Origin of the sequence: Neoroseomonas rubea (assembly GCF_016106015.1) — a bacterium.
Lineage (GTDB): Bacteria > Pseudomonadota > Alphaproteobacteria > Acetobacterales > Acetobacteraceae > Neoroseomonas > Neoroseomonas rubea.
This window is the reverse complement of the sequence record NZ_JACADQ010000006.1, coordinates 1-16,561: the sequence shown is the minus strand read 5'-3', so window position 1 is coordinate 16,561 and position 16,561 is coordinate 1. Positions and strand designations below refer to the sequence as shown.

15 protein-coding genes and 1 pseudogene are annotated in these 16,561 nt (G+C 67.5%); 7 read left to right on the top strand and 9 right to left on the bottom strand.

Annotation, left to right across the window (positions count from 1 at the left end; all coding sequences use genetic code 11):
* The first annotated feature begins 2 nt into the window (after positions 1-2).
* The 4 genes from HW577_RS01680 to HW577_RS01665 all read left to right on the top strand — a co-directional run bounded on the left by HW577_RS01680 (position 3) and on the right by HW577_RS01665 (position 3,508).
* Entirely contained in the window at positions 3-971 is a 969-nt protein-coding gene (locus HW577_RS01680; protein WP_198374316.1) for a Bug family tripartite tricarboxylate transporter substrate binding protein, read from the top strand.
* Between the two features lie 63 nt (positions 972-1,034).
* The gene (locus HW577_RS01675; protein WP_198374315.1) at positions 1,035-1,835 is read left to right on the top strand and encodes a crotonase/enoyl-CoA hydratase family protein; all 801 of its coding nucleotides are present in this window, start codon (positions 1,035-1,037) and stop codon (positions 1,833-1,835) included.
* A gap of 1 nt (position 1,836) precedes the next feature.
* Complete coding sequence (locus HW577_RS01670) at positions 1,837-2,682, top strand: SDR family oxidoreductase (RefSeq protein WP_198374314.1); 846 nt, start codon at positions 1,837-1,839, stop codon at positions 2,680-2,682.
* Positions 2,683-2,695: 13 nt separating this feature from the next.
* Positions 2,696-3,508, top strand: coding sequence for an enoyl-CoA hydratase-related protein (locus HW577_RS01665; RefSeq protein ID WP_198374313.1), 813 nt, complete (start codon positions 2,696-2,698; stop codon positions 3,506-3,508).
* Here HW577_RS01665 and HW577_RS01660 read toward each other — a convergent pair.
* The 9 genes from HW577_RS01660 to HW577_RS01620 all read right to left on the bottom strand — a co-directional run bounded on the left by HW577_RS01660 (position 3,495) and on the right by HW577_RS01620 (position 14,489).
* Positions 3,495-4,709 carry a CaiB/BaiF CoA transferase family protein gene (locus HW577_RS01660; RefSeq protein WP_232474609.1) on the bottom strand — a complete coding sequence of 405 codons (1,215 nt, stop codon included), beginning with the start codon at positions 4,707-4,709 and terminating at the stop codon, positions 3,495-3,497. The genes HW577_RS01665 and HW577_RS01660 overlap by 14 nt on opposite strands.
* Before the next feature lie 4 nt (positions 4,710-4,713).
* Entirely contained in the window at positions 4,714-5,889 is a 1,176-nt protein-coding gene (locus HW577_RS01655; protein ID WP_198374311.1) for an acyl-CoA dehydrogenase family protein, read from the bottom strand.
* Between the two features lie 65 nt (positions 5,890-5,954).
* On the bottom strand, positions 5,955-6,839 hold the full coding sequence (locus HW577_RS01650) for an MBL fold metallo-hydrolase (RefSeq protein WP_198374310.1): 885 nt from the start codon (positions 6,837-6,839) through the stop codon (positions 5,955-5,957).
* A gap of 25 nt (positions 6,840-6,864) precedes the next feature.
* Positions 6,865-7,827 (bottom strand): Bug family tripartite tricarboxylate transporter substrate binding protein, encoded by a 963-nt coding sequence (locus tag HW577_RS01645; protein ID WP_198374309.1) that lies wholly within the window; start codon positions 7,825-7,827, stop codon positions 6,865-6,867.
* A 1-nt stretch (position 7,828) separates the two neighbouring features.
* A complete protein-coding gene (locus HW577_RS01640; protein ID WP_198374308.1) occupies positions 7,829-8,611 on the bottom strand; it encodes a class II aldolase/adducin family protein in 783 nt (260 codons plus the stop codon).
* A gap of 78 nt (positions 8,612-8,689) precedes the next feature.
* On the bottom strand, positions 8,690-9,526 hold the full coding sequence (locus HW577_RS01635; protein WP_198374346.1) for a DMT family transporter: 837 nt from the start codon (positions 9,524-9,526) through the stop codon (positions 8,690-8,692).
* A gap of 44 nt (positions 9,527-9,570) precedes the next feature.
* Positions 9,571-10,446 carry an alpha/beta fold hydrolase gene (locus tag HW577_RS01630; protein WP_198374307.1) on the bottom strand — a complete coding sequence of 292 codons (876 nt, stop codon included), beginning with the start codon at positions 10,444-10,446 and terminating at the stop codon, positions 9,571-9,573.
* Between the two features lie 78 nt (positions 10,447-10,524).
* Entirely contained in the window at positions 10,525-13,428 is a 2,904-nt protein-coding gene (locus HW577_RS01625) for an ATP-binding protein (RefSeq protein ID WP_198374306.1), read from the bottom strand.
* Positions 13,429-13,430: 2 nt separating this feature from the next.
* Positions 13,431-14,489, bottom strand: coding sequence for a TRAP transporter substrate-binding protein (locus HW577_RS01620; protein ID WP_232474608.1), 1,059 nt, complete (start codon positions 14,487-14,489; stop codon positions 13,431-13,433).
* 146 nt (positions 14,490-14,635) lie between these two features.
* On the opposite strand from HW577_RS01620, the gene HW577_RS01615 reads away from it, so the two are divergent.
* The 3 genes and pseudogenes from HW577_RS01615 to HW577_RS01605 all read left to right on the top strand — a co-directional run.
* Complete coding sequence (locus HW577_RS01615) at positions 14,636-15,382, top strand: glycerophosphodiester phosphodiesterase (protein WP_332837319.1); 747 nt, start codon at positions 14,636-14,638, stop codon at positions 15,380-15,382.
* A 75-nt stretch (positions 15,383-15,457) separates the two neighbouring features.
* Positions 15,458-16,081 (top strand): ABC transporter ATP-binding protein, encoded by a 624-nt coding sequence (locus tag HW577_RS01610; protein WP_198374304.1) that lies wholly within the window; start codon positions 15,458-15,460, stop codon positions 16,079-16,081.
* A 69-nt stretch (positions 16,082-16,150) separates the two neighbouring features.
* Positions 16,151-16,267: pseudogene (locus HW577_RS01605) on the top strand (transposase); the annotation flags it as partial.
* Positions 16,268-16,561: the final 294 nt, after the last annotated feature.

Sequence of the window (16,561 nt, the reverse complement as noted above, 5' to 3'; positions counted from 1 at the left end):
ACATGACCCGCATCGCTCGCCGTCACCTACTCGCCGCGCCCTCCTTGCTGGCTGCCGCCCCGGCCCACGCACAGGCTGCCTTCACGCGTCCGGTGCGCCTCATCGTTCCCTGGGCGCCGGGTGGCACGACGGACATCCTCGCCCGCATCGTCGCCGAACCGCTCGCGGCCGCGCTCGGCCAGCCGGTGTTGGTGGAGAACCGATCGGGTGCGAGCGGCAATGTCGGGTCCGATCTCGTCGCCAAGGCGATGCCGGATGGGCACACGCTGCTGTTTGGGTCTATGTCGACGCATGCGATGAACCACGCCCTGATGCGCACCATGCCGTTCGACGGGGTCGCCGACTTCACGCCGTTGGCGATGCTCGGCTTCGCCGTGAACACCATGGTGATCCATCCATCCGTGCCGGCCCGGAGCGTGCCCGAGTTCATCGCCCATGCCCGTGCGAACCCCGAGAAGGTGGCTTATGCCTCGGCTGGTCCAGGCTCGACCAACCATCTCTGCGCCGCGCTGTTCGAGAGCATGACCGGCATCCGCATGGTCCATGTCCCGTATCGCGGCGGGCAGCCGGCCGTGACGGACACGGTCGCCGGCCAGACCCAGCTACTGTTCAGCGCCGCGACGCAGACCATGCCGCATGTCGATGGCGGTCGCCTGCGCCTGATCGGCGTGACGGAAGCCGCGCGCTGGAGCCGCCAACCATCCATTCCGACGGTCGGCGAGACCGTGCCCGGCTACGAGATGGCCGTCTGGTACGGCGCCTTTGGCCCGAAGGGCATGGACCCGACGCTCCAGCAGCGACTGAATGCCGATCTCAACCGCATCATGGAGCTTCCTGCGGTCAAGGAGCGGCTTGCCGGAATGGGCGTGGAGATCGCCGTTGAGAACACGGACGCGTTCCGTCGCCGCTTGGTCGCCGATGCGGAGAAATGGGGCGCGCTGATCCGGCGCCTGGGCATCGAGGCGTCCTGATCCCGTCTGGACGCTACCGGTCCGGCGCTCCATCCTCCGCCGCCTGATACGGGGGATACGCCGATGGACACGCCGCTGAAGGTCGAGATCGAGGAGGGCATCGCCCTCCTCACCATGAATCGTGCCGAGTCGCGCAACCCACTTGATCCGGAGATGCAGGACGCGCTGCTCGATACACTGTCGGAACTCGATGCCGGCCAGGAGGTGCGCGTCGCCATCCTGACCGGCGCGGGCACTGCATTCTGCGCCGGCGGAAATGTGCGCCGGATGGGCGAGGCGGCGAGCGGTCCAAAGGAACGGACGCCGGCCCAGGCGCGCGGGTATTATCGCTGGGGCATCCAGCGCATTCCGCGCCTGCTCGAGCAGCTCGAAATGCCGGTGATCGCGGCGGTCAACGGCCCAGCGATGGGCGCCGGGCTCGATCTGACCTGCATGTGCGACCTGCGCATCGCGGCCGAGAGCGCGCGCTTCGCCGAGTCCTTCGTGAAGCTCGGCATCATCCCGGGCGACGGTGGCGCCTGGCTGCTGCCGCGCATCGTCGGCTTTGCCCGCGCGTCGGAAATGGCGTTGACGGGCGATTCCCTCACCGCACAGGAGGCACTCGCTGCGGGGCTTGTCTCCCGCGTCGTGCCCGATGCCGAGTTGATCCCGGCGGCGAGGGCGCTCGCCGCCCGCATTGCCGCCAATCCGCCGCAGGCCGTGCGCATGGCGCGGCGCCTGCTGCGGGAGGCATGGAACAACCGGCTCGACACGGTGCTCGAGATGTCGTCCGCCATGCAGGCCGTGGCACACACCACGGATGATCACAAGGAAGCGCTCGCGGCGATGCGGGAGAAGCGCAAGCCGACCTACAAGGGCGCCTGACATGGCCTTCGCGCCCGGCCTGCTCGCAGGGCGACGCGCGCTGGTGACCGGCGGCGGCACCGGGCTCGGTCGCAGCATCGGCAAGCGCTTCCTCGACCTCGGCGCGTCGCTCGCGATCTGCGGCCGGCGTGCGGCAGTGCTTGATACGACCGCGGACGCGTTCCGCGCTGAAGTCCCGGGAGCGCAGGTCACGACCCATCCTTGCGACATCCGGGATGCTGTCGCCGTCGAGGCGATGCTGGACGATGTCTGGCGTGACGGTGCGGCGGACATCCTCGTCAACAATGCGGCGGCCAATTTCCTGGCGCAGACGCATCGACTCTCGTCGCGCGCGGTCGATGCGGTGCTCGGAACCACGCTGCACGGCGCGGCGTATTGCACGATCGGCTGCGGTCGACGGTGGATCGATGCCGGCACGCCCGGTGTCGTATTGTCGATGCTGACGCTTTCCGCGCTGCAGGGCGGTGCCTTCACCGCGCCTTCCGCCATGGCGAAGGCTGGATTGCTCGCAATGACGCAGAGCCTCGCTGTCGAATGGGGGCCACACGGCATCCGGCTGGTGGCGATCGCGCCCGGCACCTTTCCGACCGAGGCTGCCGTCGCGCGCCTGCGTCCGGGCGGCGTCGAGCATGGCGGCGTGCCGCTGCGGCGCGCGGGGCGGCACGACGAACTCACCGACCTCGCCGCCTTTCTCGTCTCAGACCATGCCGGCTACATCACTGGCGAATGTGTCGTCGCGGATGGCGGGCGGCGGCTGCTTGGCGGTGCGCGCGCGGGCGCGCAGGAGCTGCTGGACTGGACTGACGAGCAATGGGCCGCGCAGCGTGCGCGCACGCCGGCGCGCTGAGGAGGGCATGGCGATGGCCTTCGCTGAGATCACCTATGACGTCACCGACGCGATCGCGACCGTCACGTTGAACCGACCTGAGAAGCGCAACGCCTGGTCGCCGGAAACCGAGGCGGAGGTCCGCGACGCCTTCGGCCTCGCCGCCGCCGACGCGTCCGCGCGGGTCATTATCCTGACCGGGGCAGGTGGTACTTTCTGCGTCGGCGCCGACGTGACCGGAATCGCGGGACGCAGACCCGATCGGCCGCGCTTCGCCGGTGTCACGCCACCGCCAGGGGATCCGCCGCCCGTCGAGGATCTGTCGCGCCGTTACTCCTACATCCTGAACATCGGCAAACCGGTGATCGCGGCGATCAATGGCGCGGTGGCGGGCGTCGGGCTTGCGGTGACGCTGTACTGCGACCTGCGCTTCATGGCCGCGGGCACGCGGCTGGCCTGTGCCTTCCCGCGCCGGGGATTGATCGCGGAACATGGTTCCGCCTGGCTGCTGCCGCGTCTCGTCGGGCCCATGAATGCGGCCGATCTCCTCCTGTCCGGCAGGACGGTGACGGCGGAGGAGGCGGCGTCGATGGGCCTGGTGCGCGTGCTGCCAGCCGAGCGATTCATGCCCGCTGTTCGGGCCTATGCCGCGGACATCGCGGACAACTGCTCGCCGCGGTCGCTCCGCATCATCCGCCGCCAGCTCGCGCTTGCCCCCCTTCAGACGCTGTCGGAGGCGATCGAGATGGCCGAGCAGGAGCAGGCGGCGACGATCGGCACCGAGGACCGGCGCGAAGGCGCGACAGCGTTCTTGGAGAAGCGCCGACCCAACTTCACCGGCCGCTGAAGCGCGGACCAAGCCCGCCAGCAGCGCGGGCCGCTTCGCGTTCCGCCTCGTCCATGCCCAGGATGCCGCCGAGGATCTCGGCCTCATGCTGGTTGAGGAACGGGCTCGCCTCAAAGGGTGGTGGTAGCGCGTCCTCGATCCGCAACGGCGTCGCGGGCAGTACGACGCGGCCGACCTCCGGATGATCGACCCAGCGCAACATGCCGCGTTCGTGCATGCCCGGATCGTTCAGCACTTCCTCGAGCGTCCGGACGGGTGCTGCCGGGACGCCGTGCTCGCGCGTCAGGGTTTCGAGCTCCGCGCGCGTGTGTGCAGAGGTCCAGGCGGTGACGAGCCGATCCACCTCGGCCATGTGGGTCACGCGGTCCGGGTTGCTGCGGAAGCGGGCGTCGCCGATGAGCGCCTCCTGATCCATGGCGCGCAGCAGCCTGTCCCAATGGCCTTCGGTGACGACGATGATGGCGATCCAGCCGTCGGAGGCCGGATAGACGTTGTAGGGCGCCATGGCGAGGCCAGCGTGGCTATTGCCCGTGCGCGGCGGGACATCCTTGAGCATGCCGCCGAAATGCATGCCAAGCGCCGAGGCGAGCGTCGAATAGGCAGCGTCCTGCATCGCCACTTCGACGAAGGCCCCCTTGCCGCTGCGTTCCCGCGCGAACAGCGCCGTCATGATCGCGCCGTAGAGATGCGTGCCGCCGAGGAAGTCGCAGACAGTCGGGCCGGCCTTGGTGGGCGGGCCGTCCGGATAGCCAGTGGTGTGCATGATCCCGACCGCAGCCTGGACGGTGAGGTCCATCGCCAGACGATCCTTGTCCGGCCCCGTTTGGCCGTAGCCGGATCCCGCCGCGTAGATCAGTCGCGGATTGCGCGCGCGCAGCCCGTCATGGCCGAGCCCGAGCCGGTCCATCACGCCAGGCGAAAAATTCTCGATCACCACGTCGGCGCGGTCGACCAGCCTCAGGAATACGTCGCGACCGGCCGGGGTCTTGAGGTCGAGCGAGAGACCTTTCTTGTTCGAATTGAGCATCGCCATCGGCACCGATCCGCCCGCAACCATGGCGCGGCGACGCAGCGGCTCCCCGGTCGGCGGCTCGACCTTGATGACGGTCGCACCCGCCATGGCCATCAGAAAGCCGGCATAGGGCGCCTGGTAGATGTGCCCGAGGTCGAGGACGAGGATGCCCTCGAGCGGCCGGGCCATGGCGCTAGACCTTCCCGCCCAGGATGCGTCGGCCGATGGCGCTCCGGTGCACCTCGGACGGACCTTCATAGACGCGCATCAGGCGGACTTGCTGGTGCATCAGCTGCAGCGGCAGTTCCTTCGTGACGCCCATCGCACCCCAGGTCTGCATGGCGTTGTCCAGCACGGTCTGCGCCATTTCCGTCGCCCGCACCTTCAGGATAGAGGCTTCCATGCGGACATCCGCGCCCGCGTCGAGCTTCGCGGCGAGGTCCTGGACCATCAGCCGGCAGGCATGCATCTCCATCGCCGCATCGGCCGCGAACCATTGGATCGCCTGCCGGTCGGCAAGGCGCACGCCCCAGGTCACGCGGTTCTGCGCCTGCTCGGTCATCATCTCGAGCGCCCGGCGCGCCATGCCGACGCAGCGTGCACCCATCTGCATGCGGCGTACGTTCAGCCGCAGCTGCATCGGCGCATAGCCTCGGCCGAGCTCGCCGAGCACGTTCTCGTGCGGCACGCGACACTCCTCGAAGACCAGCTCATAGGTCCGCCGGCCGCCGAGCATCGGGATTTCGCGCTCGATGACGAAGCCGGGCGTGCCCTTCTCGACGATGAAGGCTGTGATGCCGTCCTGGCGCTTACCGTCCCCGGTGCGCGCCATGAGGATGATGAAGTCGGCGCGCGGGACGTTGGATACCCAGATCTTGCGCCCGTTGATGACCCAGTCGTCGCCGTCGCGGACCGCGCGCGTCGTCATCCCAGCGGGGTCGCCGCCAGCGCCGGGCTCGCTGATCGCCATCGCGGACCGCTGCTCGCCGCGCGCGTAGGGGTCGAGATACTTCGCCCTCTGCATCGGGCTTGCCACCGAGAGCATCATGTGGAGGTTCGGGCTGTCAGGCGGGATGGTGAAGGGGACGCAGGCCCGCGCCATCTCCTCCTCCGCCACGGCCAGGGAAATCAGCGGCAGGTTCGCGCCGCCGAACTCCTCGGGCACGTCCAGGCCCCAGAGGCCGAGCTCCCGGCAGCGTGCCAGCAGCTTCGCTTCCTCTTCCTCGCTCAGCTTGAAGCCACCGCCCGCTGCTTCCCGCTTCAGCACGGCAGGCTCGAGCGGCATGAGGTCGCGTTCCACGAACTTCGCCACCAGGTCCTGCAGCATGCGGGTTTCCTCGCTGGTGGCGAGGGGCTGGTTGTGGTCCATGATGCGATCCTCCGGTCTGGCGGATACCCACCACCCGTGGCGGGCGGCGTCAAGCAGGTCCGGCGTCAGCGCATGTAGCGCCAGCGGAACCGGTCACCCTGGGCCTCGACGCGGCCCACGGACGGGTCCGGGAAGTGGATCGGCAGCACCCGCGTGTCCGTGTCCGCCACCGCACCGAAGAAGCGGCGACGGCTGGTTTCGGCTTCGGCCGGATCCCAACAGAAAACCGTTGACCAGTCAGGCTGGTGCACCTGCAGCGCGTGATGCATCAGGTCGCCGGTGATGACCGCGTGCTGGCCGCCGCTGCGGATATGCACGCAGCAATGGCAGGGCGAATGCCCAGGGGTCGGCTCCAGGGTGATGCGGTCGTCGAGCTGGAAGTCGTTGTCAACCAGCAGCGCCTGGCCTGCCGCGACGACAGGTTCGCAGTTGAAGCGGAAGACGTTGCCGCCGCCCCCGGGGCGCTCGACCGCGGCCTTGGTCGTCTCCTCCCAGGCTGCGTATTCGCGCTTGTGGAAGACGTACTTCGCGCGCGGGAAGGTCGGTACCCAGCGCCCGTCCCGCAGCACCGTGTTCCAGCCGGAATGGTCGATGTGGAGATGGGTACAGAGGACGTAGTCGATGTCCTCGAAGGCGAGCCCCTCCGCCTTCAGACCATCCAGCCAGGGCTGCTTTGGGAAATCCATCGGTGCGGGATAGCCCTTGTCCTCGCCCGTGCAGGTATCGACCAGGATGGTGTGGTGCGGCGTGCGCACGACATAGGTCTGATATGTGATCACCATCTTGCCGGAGGTGGCGTCGAAGGTCTCGGGTTCCACCTCCTTCAGCCGCTCGGCCAAGAGGCCGGGCGACGCCGCGGCCTTGGGGAACATCGCCTCGGGAGCGCGCCAGGGGCCGTCGCGCTCGATGATGCTGGTGATGGTGACGTCGCCGATGGTGAGCTTGCGCATGTCTTGTCCGTTCAGGTCGGGATGGTCATTCGGGGCGGATGCCGGCGGCGGCTGCGACGCGCTGCCAGGTCGGCACGTCCTCCGCGAGGCGTGCGGTAAGGATGCCGGGCGCGCTCATCAACGGCTCCGCGCCCAGCCGCTCGAAGCGTGACCGGAAATCCGGATCGGTTCGCAGCGCGGCGAGTTCTGCCGACACGCGATCGAGGATTGGCGTCGGCAGCCCTTTGGGCGCGGCGATGGCGAACCAGTTCGGGGCGATGTAGCCTGGGACGGTCTCCATGGCGGCGGGTACGTCGGGCAATGCCGGGATGCGCTGCGCGGTTGTGATGGCGAGGATGCGCGCGCGGCCCTCCCGCGCATGAGACAGCGTTTCCACGGTGCTGGCGAAGACGAGGTCGATATCCCTCGAATAGAGCGCGTTCATTGCCTGTGCCGCGCCGCGATAGGGAACGTGCACGATGTCGATCTGCGCGGTCGCCGCCAGCATCGCGCCAGAGAGGTGGTTCGAGGATCCGATTCCCGACGTTCCGTAGGTGACAGTGCCGGGCCTCGCGCGTGCTTCCTCGACCAACGCCTGAAGCGACGCAAAGCGGTGGTCGGCGCGGACAACGATCGTCGTCGCGATCTCGGCCACCAGCGAAACGGGCGTGAGGTCGCTTCGCGGATCGAAGCCGAGATTGGCGTAGATCGCCGGCAGAATCGCCAGGGAGGAGGAGGTGAGCACGAAGGCATAGCCGTCGGGCGGCGACTGGACGACACTGCGCAGCCCGATCGACCCGCCCGCACCTGTGCGGTTCTCGATGACGAAAGGCTGGCCGAGCCTGTCCCGAAGCCGTTCGCCGATGAGCCGGCCTACCGTGTCGATCGGTCCACCGGCGGCGAAGGGAATGACGAGGCGGATCGGACGGTTCGGCCAGGGATCCTGGGCGCGTGCGATCCGAGGCGCGATGCTCGCGAGGCCAAGCGCGGCAAGATCGCGGCGGCGCATGTCACTCCCTCCAGGACGGATCGATGGCGTCGATCCGCCGCAGCAGCCCTTGCCATTCAAGCGGGCCGTAGCGGCGGGACGCGCCTGGTGCGTACATTGCACATGACTTCGTAACCACTTCGGGGCTCGGCATCTCGAGTTCGGTGTTGCAGGCCATGGCCTGCAGTTGCGCTTGGCAGGCGCGCTCCAGGCCCCACATCGCAATGAAGGCCTCGGCCATGCTTTCGCCGACGGTCAGCAGGCCGTGGTTGCGTAGGATGCAGTAGTTCAGGCCGCCGAGGGAGGTTGCCAGCGCGTCCCGCTCCGCCGGGTCTCGTTCGGGGCCGCGGAAGTCGTGGTAGGCGATGCGCCCGTAGAAGCGGGTCGCCGTCTGCGTCAGCGGCAACAGTCCACACTTCAGTGCGCTGACGGCCATGCCCGCGATGGTGTGGGTGTGCATCGCCGCCATCACGTCGGTGCGGGCACGATATAGCGCGCTGTGGATCGTGAAGCCGGCCGGATGCAGCCCGTAGGGCAGGTCGGGGCGATAGACGATCTCGCCCTCCATGCTCACCTTGAGCAGGGAGGAAGCGGTGATCTCCCCGAAGAAGAGTCCGTTCGGGTTGATCAGGAAGTGGTTGGGGCTGTCGGGTATGCGCGCGCTGATGTGCGTGTAGATCATGTCCGACATGCCGAAATGCTCGCAGAGCCGGTAACAGGCCGCCAGGTCAAGCCGCGCCTGCCATTCCGCCTCGCTCACCGAGCCACGGATCGGGGCGATCCTCAGCGGTCCGATGGTGGTCATGGGTCCCTCCGCGCCGCCCTTCGCACCGGCGGCTTACCGGGAACGATCCGACGGACGCCTGCGATGCGCAAGCCTCGCTCAGCGGGCACGGGCTTCGCGGCGGGCGATCCAAGTCGTCGCGGCGAAGATGACCGCCGCGCCGGCGAAGGTCGTTGTCGCGGGCACTTCGGCAAAGACGACCCATCCGAGGAAGGAGGCCCACACCATGTCAATGAACTTGACCGGCTGCGTCGCGGACATGTCGGCCAGCCGGAAGGCCTCGGTCAGGCACCAGTGCCCTGCGCTGCCGAGCAGTCCGGTCAGCAGGAACCAGCCCCACTGCGCTGCCGTCGGGGAGGTCCAGCCCGCAAGCGCGAATGGCAGCGTGAAGACGGACACCGTGATGGCCTGCCACGCGACGATCACTTCCGGCCGGTCGCGCCGCGTCAGTGCCTTCGTGATCAGGAAGGACGCTGCGAAGAGCGGCGCGGAGGCGAGCATCACGAGCGTCCACGTGCCGCCAGCGGTCCCGGTGAATTGCGGCGCGACCACGATGCCGACCCCGACGAATCCGATGCCCGCGGCGACCCAGCGTGCCCGGACCATCGGCTCGCCTAGGAACAGGACGGCGCCTGCCATGATGAAGATCGGCCCCGTGAAGCCGATTGCTGTCATGTCTGCCAGCGGGACATGCGGCAGGGCCCAGAACCACATCAGCAGGCCGGCGGTGTGTACCAAGCCTCGCCATCCCTGCCCCTTGAGGTCGTGGGGCCGCCATGCGGCGAGTCCCGTCCGAACCATGAGTGGCAACAGGACGACAAATCCAGCGAGGTAGCGGAGGAACTGTGTCTGAAACGGATCAAGATCCTGCGCGAGGCTCCGGGCGATGGTGTTCAGCACGCAGAAGAGAAGTCCTGCCAGGGCCATATAGCCCATGCCGCGCAATGTGGCCGTTCGCGTTGGGCGCGGTTCGTGTGGCGTCACGCGTCGGCGCCGTCACGTTTCAGGATGTGTGACAGGGCGGCATTGAACGCCTCGGCGGCCTCGTATGCGACCCAGTGCCCGGCGCCAGGGATGGTCGCGGTCTGCGCGCCGACGCGCATCTCGCGTACCAGGTCAATGCGTAGCCCCACATGCGGGCGGGCTATGGCATCCTCCTCCCCATATATCGCAGCGAGTGGCGCCCGGCTTCTCAGGATGGCCTGGCGCAGCGAGTCGGTTCCTGCCCAGCCTCGGCTCTTGAACCGTGCGCGCCGCGTATGGAGGTCCTGCATCGCGAGTGCGACCTCGTCTATCCTCGACGCATCGGCGAACATGAGGGCGGCGAGATTGTGCCTGTTCGCCGCCTCGCGCTCCGCGCCTTCGAGGTTGCGGACCTTGACGAGTTCCGTTGGGCTGCGTGCGAAACCAAGCGCGCCGGCTCCGACGATGGTCAGCGAGGCGCAGCGACCGACATCGATCGCCGCGAGGTGTCCCGCGCAGAGTGCGCCGAAGGAGAAGCCGACAAGATCATATCCCCCCTCCGGGAGCAGTCGGGTGAGCCCGTCCCGTAGGATCAGGGCAATGCCGTCAGGGGTGGCCGGCATCGTCGGCAAATCGCTGTCGCCGAGACCCGGCAGGTCGGGACAAATGACCCGGCGGTTTTCGGCGAAGAACGGGATATTCCTGGCCCAATGCCGCCAGGACCCCGACCCGCCGTGGAACATTACGAGCGGGCGGCCGATGCCCCATGCGCGCCAGATCATGGCGCCGTCACCGCAGGCGGATTCCGCGACGAGGGCCTCCGTGGCGACCGCACGCAAGTCCGGATGGGGTTCTTCGCGCGCCTCGTTCGCGCGCCAACGGCCGTCGATCATCCTGTCCGGAACTCCCCTGCCATCCCGGATCATCCTAGTCACTGCGCAGGGACGGTCCACCCGCCCAGACTGAACGTGTCAGGCCGCGCCAGCTGTCTGCAGCGGCACCGCTGCGGCGACGCTCTCCACGCCCAGGCGCTGTTCCAGTGCCGGGAGTGTCGCTCGCGCGATGGAGATCACTTCCGCCTGGAGGTCGGCAGAGGGGTCTCCGCCACTCGCTGCGCGTTGCAGCGCAAGAGCGCAATCGGCGAGGCGTGTCGCGCCGAGCGTCCGTGCCGCGCCGACCAGACGATGCGCCGCGTGCTGGACATGGCCCGCATCTGCCTTCTCGGCCGGCGATGCATTGGTCAGGAGCGACAGGGCGCGCCGCACCTCCCCGACGAATTCGGCTAGAATGCCATGCGCCGCATGCCCGAGTTCGCGCTCGAGCACGTCGAGCGCGGTGCCGTCGAGGTAGGGGGGCGCGACTTCGGGCATAGGCGGATCCTCAGCGGTGCGCCGTGCCGGCAGGCGGCGAAGAAGACCAAGCAGCGCAGCCCGGTCGAGCGGCTTAGAGAGATGTGCATCCATGCCGGCGCGCCGTGTCGTCTCGACCTGCTCCGGCAGGGCCGATGCGGTCAACGCGATAATGGGAACGTCGCGGGCGGGCGGTTCGAGGGCGCGAATGCGGCGGGTCGTCTCGAATCCGTCCATTCCGGGCATTTGAAGGTCCATTAGGACGGCATCGAAAACGCCCCGGGCGAGAGCCGAGATCGCGCCGGCGCCGTCCGGCGCGGTTTCCACCTCGTGTCCAGCGCTTTCCAGCATGGCCTGGGCGATCTGGCGGTTCGCGGCGACGTCATCGACGACGAGCAGGCGCAGCGGGTCGCCTTCCTGCGCATCCTGCGTCGCGTAAGGCGGGCGAGCATTGTCTTCCGGCAGTGGGAGGGACGTCTCGTGTAGCGGGATCTCAATCCAGAACAGCGCTCCGCCCGCAGCCGGTGCGTCGCAGCCAATCTGACCGCCCATCAATGCGACAAGCCGAGCTGAGATCGCGAGGCCGAGACCGGTGCCCTGGGCTTCCGCCGAGGCCTGCGGAGTCAGTTGGACGAAATCCTCGAACAGAAGGTGGCGCTTGTCTACCGGAACGCCGGGACCGGTGTCCTGCACCTCGATGCGCAGCAGTTTCTCCTCCGGCCGCCTTACGCGCAGGTCCACCCGGCCGCCCGGTGGCGTAAACTTGACCGCGTTGGAGAGGAGGTTCAGCAGCAGTTGGCGCAACCGCGTGGGATCAAGTTCGGCTGCGTCCGGCAGGGCGGGATCGAAATCCTGGTGGAAGGAGAGTGCCTTGCGTGCCACCTCCGGTGCCAGGAGGGTCGCACAGCCATCGAGCAGCGGCTGGAGTGCCACAGGCCTCGGCGCGAGGTCGAGGCGGCCGGCCTCGATCTTCGACAGGTCGAGTAGGCCGTTCACAAGGTCGAGCAGATGTCGGCCGGCTTCGTGCAACGTCTTGACCTGCTCGCGTTGCTCCGGTTGCAGCCTGGGATCCTGCAGGAGCACCTGCGCGAAGCCGAGCACGCCGTTGAGCGGCGTCCGCAGTTCATGCGACACTCTGGCAAGGAAGCGGCTTTTCGCCTCCCCTGCTGCAGCGGCCGAGTCGCGAGCCGCGGCTAGGTCTTGCATCGCCCGCTTGAGCGCGGTGATGTCGGTCCGGATCCCGACTGTGCCGCCATCGGGCGTGCGCCGCTCCGTGATTAGAACCCAACGCCCGTCCGGAAGCAGCCGCTCCATCGGTGGCTGGTTGCCGAGGTGGAAGGCCTTGCTCTCCGTGACGAAGGCTTCGATGTCGTCGCCGGCCTGTGGATACTGCCCGCGCTTTGCTCCTTCCCGCATGATGTCTTCAAAGCGGGCCCCGGCCTGGATGAAGGGCGCGCTGATCTTGTAGAAGTCGCGGTAGCGACTGTTGCAAGCAGTCAGACGGTCGTCGGCGTCGAACATGACGAAGCCGTCGGACATCGATTCCAGCGCGTTCTCCAGCGTCAGGCGGGCGCGGGCGCGCTCGGCCTCCGCCTTGTCGCGCTGGCGCAGGATCACCATGAGCGCGAGCGCAACACCGATGATGACGATACCGAGAATGCTGGAAACGGCGAACGCACGGACCCTGTCGCGGTACCAACTTGCCAGGGCAGCGTCGACCTCGAAGGTCGTTGTGATGAACAGGGTCGGGTACAGAGTGGGCCTGACTGACGCGAATACGGAGCGACCGGAAAAGCGGCTTGTCGTGAGGATCGCGCGCTGACTGGTCGCCAATTGCCGTGCCGGCGGCTCAAGTCGTTGGCCTATGCGCGTTTCGTCATGAGGAACCGATGTAAGGAGTACGCCGTCGTCCCGCTCGAGCGTCGTGCGCACGCCGTCTGGTTCGCCTGCGGCTGAGAGCAATGCACGAACAGAGGGCACCGGCACCTCTGCAACGGCAAGCACGGGCCCGACGCCGACGACTGTCACGTTGCGCGCGAAGAAAAGCGTCCACTCGCCGGTCGACGGGTTCTGCACTGGACCCCCGATCGAGACGCCGCCCCCACGCTCCGCGAGCTCCGAGAAGCCGGTCTCGACCGGCAAAGGAAGTCGGCGGCGCCGTGACACCGGCAAGGCGGTTGCGACTGGAAGTCCGTTGGGGCCGAGCAGCAGGATATCGCGGTAGGTGAAGTTCTGGTTGTTGAATTGCCGCAGGACGCGGTTCAGGACGGCGATGTCCATGCGACCGTCCTGCGCGAAGTGAGCGAGCAGCGCGGGCAGACCGGCCAGCATTGCGTCCACCTGGACGAAGGCGCGGTTGATGGACGCTTCCGTCGCCAGGCCGATGCGTTCGACGGTCTCCTCCGCCGCGCGGATCTGCGCTTCCCTGGCCCGGCCGATGATCATCAAGGTGGCCGCGGTCTGCGCAAGCAGAAGGACCATGGCCGCAATGAAAATCGAGCGACGAAGGAAGACCGTATTCTGCATCGTCAGTCGGGTCGGGCGGTGACGCCAAGTTCTGGCGCGAGACGCATGTTCCAGGCGTCGACGCAGGGCTCCCCACAGCGCCGAACCCATCCGGGCAGGACCGTCTCCGTCAACAGGCGAAGGCGGCGCTGCTGGTCGGCCGCGGTCACAGGGACAACCGTCATTGTACCCCTCCGCCCGGTTGCGCAGGCGGGCTGGCCCGAATTGCAGGCGATGCCCTCGCCGGTCTCAACTTCAGCCGCTTCCCAGATCTGACGCTCGAGCCCGGCGAGTTCCTGTCGGATCATCGCCCGCGCCCAATCCGGCAACGCATTCCAGGCCGCGCGGTTCGCCCCGAAGACCGACAGCCCCCATGTGACGGCCATGCCATGCATGTGCGTCGTGATCTCATGCAGCCCTATCGCATTCGCCGAGAGCGTCCCCGTTACCGCGCATTCGACGACGCCCGAGCGCATGGCGGCAAGGGTCTCACCGAACGGTATCACGACAGGCGTGGCGCCGAGTGCCGCAAACATCTCGGATTGCCCGACCGAGGATGTCCGGATCCTGCGGCCTGCAAGGTCCGATAGCCCCGCGAAGGCATTCCGGCAGAATAGGACCTGAGCGGGGTATGTATAGACGGCCAATAATTCGACATCGTAGCGATCGGCCAGCACGGCCTCCAGATGCGGGCGGTAGAGCGAGACCGTCCGCCTGAGTGCCGCCATGTCGGGGTTCACCGTCGGCAGGTCGACCGCGTTGAATTCGGGCTCGTCGGCGCTGACGACCGCGAGCAACGCCGTCCCGAACGGCACGACGCCAAGGCGCATGAGCGCGAGCATCTCCTGCGCGCGGATGCCGCTACGATCGAAAGGGGCGATCTCGGCTTGGATCCGATTGCCGGACACCTCAGGCAGCCGCCGGCGCCAGAACGGTTCCTCATACCGGACGTACTGGCTCACATCAGCGAGCCCGCCGACAATCTTGATACGGATGGGCGCCTCGGCGGTGGGCTGTGCCTCAACGCCCGCGCTACCCAGCAATCCGATCGCGCAAATCGCCCATATCGCCAGGTGCCTCAAGGCCCCTCCAACCACTGCTGCCTCCTGCGGGTATTTGTGAAGGCGACTTGCTACCTTTACGCGAACTATCTCACGCTCACCATTAAGAAACGTCATCTGGCCCGACCCGGCCGAGGGGGGCCATCTGCCGATGGGACGCAACTGAAATGACGATGCCTCCTTGCCGAACCGCGATCGCCAGCCACCGCGGCGGAGCCTTCCTCTGGCCCGAGAATGGCTTGGCCGCTTTCCGCGCCACCGCTGGCCTCGCACTCGAACAGGCCGAGTGCGACGTCCACGCCTCATCGGACGGGGAGGCAGTGGTCATTCACGACGCGACACTCGAGCGGACCACGGAGGGGCGCGGTCGTGTCGTCGCGAGGACCGCCGATGAACTCCGCCGACTGCGGCTGCGGGGCGGCGGCGGCGAGACTGTGCCGATGCTGGCCGACATGCTGGTGACGCTGGTCGGCTCCAAGGTCGCCCCGCGCGTCGAGATCAAGGATGATGGCCAGGGGCGTCCCTATCCGGGGCTCGTGAACCGGGTGCTGGCCGAACTGGATCGGGCGGGCATCCGCCGGCAGGCCTGGGTTATCGGATTCGACGCGCCGACGATGGCTGAAGCTGTGGCGCTCGGCGGCCTGGGGGGCGTCGCTTGGCTGCTGGAATCAGCGACGTTCCGGGCGCTTGGCGTACGCGGTACGATCGCCGTCGCGACGTCCTACGGCTTTCCCGAGATCGGTGTGCATGAATCAGTGCTCGACGCCGAGACCTGCGCCACCTTGCGATCGGCGGGGCTTGGCATATCCGTCTGGGGCGCAAATCACGCGCCGTCGATCCAGCGCATGCTCGATCTCGGCATCGACCTCCTCGCAACGGACGATCCGCCGCTCGCGATTGCGCTCCGCGGCTGAGGACCTGCGCATCCAGGTTGCAACCGCGGGCGGCCTCCACCTCACCTGACGTCGAGAAGAAGAGGGGCGCGCAAATTGGGTGTCGAGACGGCTGTTCTCGAGGCCGACCGCGTCAGCCTGAGCTTTGGCGGCGTTCGTGCGCTGAGCGACGTGTCCTTCGCTGTTCGGCGCGGCGAGATCTTTTCGATCATCGGTCCGAACGGCGCAGGCAAGACTTCCATGGTCAACTGCGTCTCTGGACGCTACCGGCCGACGGAAGGACGAATCCTGTTCGAGGGCCGCGACGTCACGCCGCTGCGCCCCAATCGGCGTGCCGCGCTTGGCATCGGCCGCACCTTCCAGAACCTCGCTCTCTTTGGCCACATGACAGTGCTCGACAACATCTTGGTTGGGCGACACCACCTGCTGCGCACGGGCTTTCTGCGCGGGATGGCCTATTGGTTCGGTGGCGCGCAGCGTGAGGAACTCGCGCATCGGCGCGAAATCGAGGAGATCGTTGATTTCCTAAAGATTCAGCACGTGCGCAAGGCGATCGCAGGAACCCTCTCCTGCGGCTTGCGCAAGCGAGTGGACCTGGCGCGCGCCGTGGCCGATCAGCATCTCCGCCTGCCGCAGCTTCGCGACGATCTCCTCAGGCGTGTGCGCCATCTTCCGCCCCATCGCCACGCCTCCCATCGCTTGGTCCTGACCTGGTCCTGACCCTCGAAACTGGTCCAGCGGGAGGGCAAGTTTTTGGGCACTGTGAACCCCTGAGGAGGGGGTGGTGCCATGAAGCAAAAACGATCCACGGATGAGCAGATCGCCTTTGCCTTGAGGCAGGCGGAGAGCGGCACGGCGGTGGCCGAGATCTGCCGCAAGCTCGGCGTGTCCGAGCCGACGTTCTACCTGTATGGACTGCTCCCCTTGCGCAAGCGTCCTGTGGGCTGGGTGTGACGGCCAGTTTGCGTACCTGTATCCGGCGTCTCGAGGTTGCCCCCGGCGCCCGAATGGCAAATCCGCACGCGCGGGCCTCAACCGATGGCCGGCCTATGGTTGGCCGCGATAGAAGCCAAGCTCTCCACGCGTCGGCTTGATGACCTGTTGCCCATTCCCTCGTGACGCTCGCAACGCTGGTGGCAAGGACCTATGCGGCTGCTGGCCGCTGGTACTCCTCACCCTTCGCCAGGAGCGACCAGATGA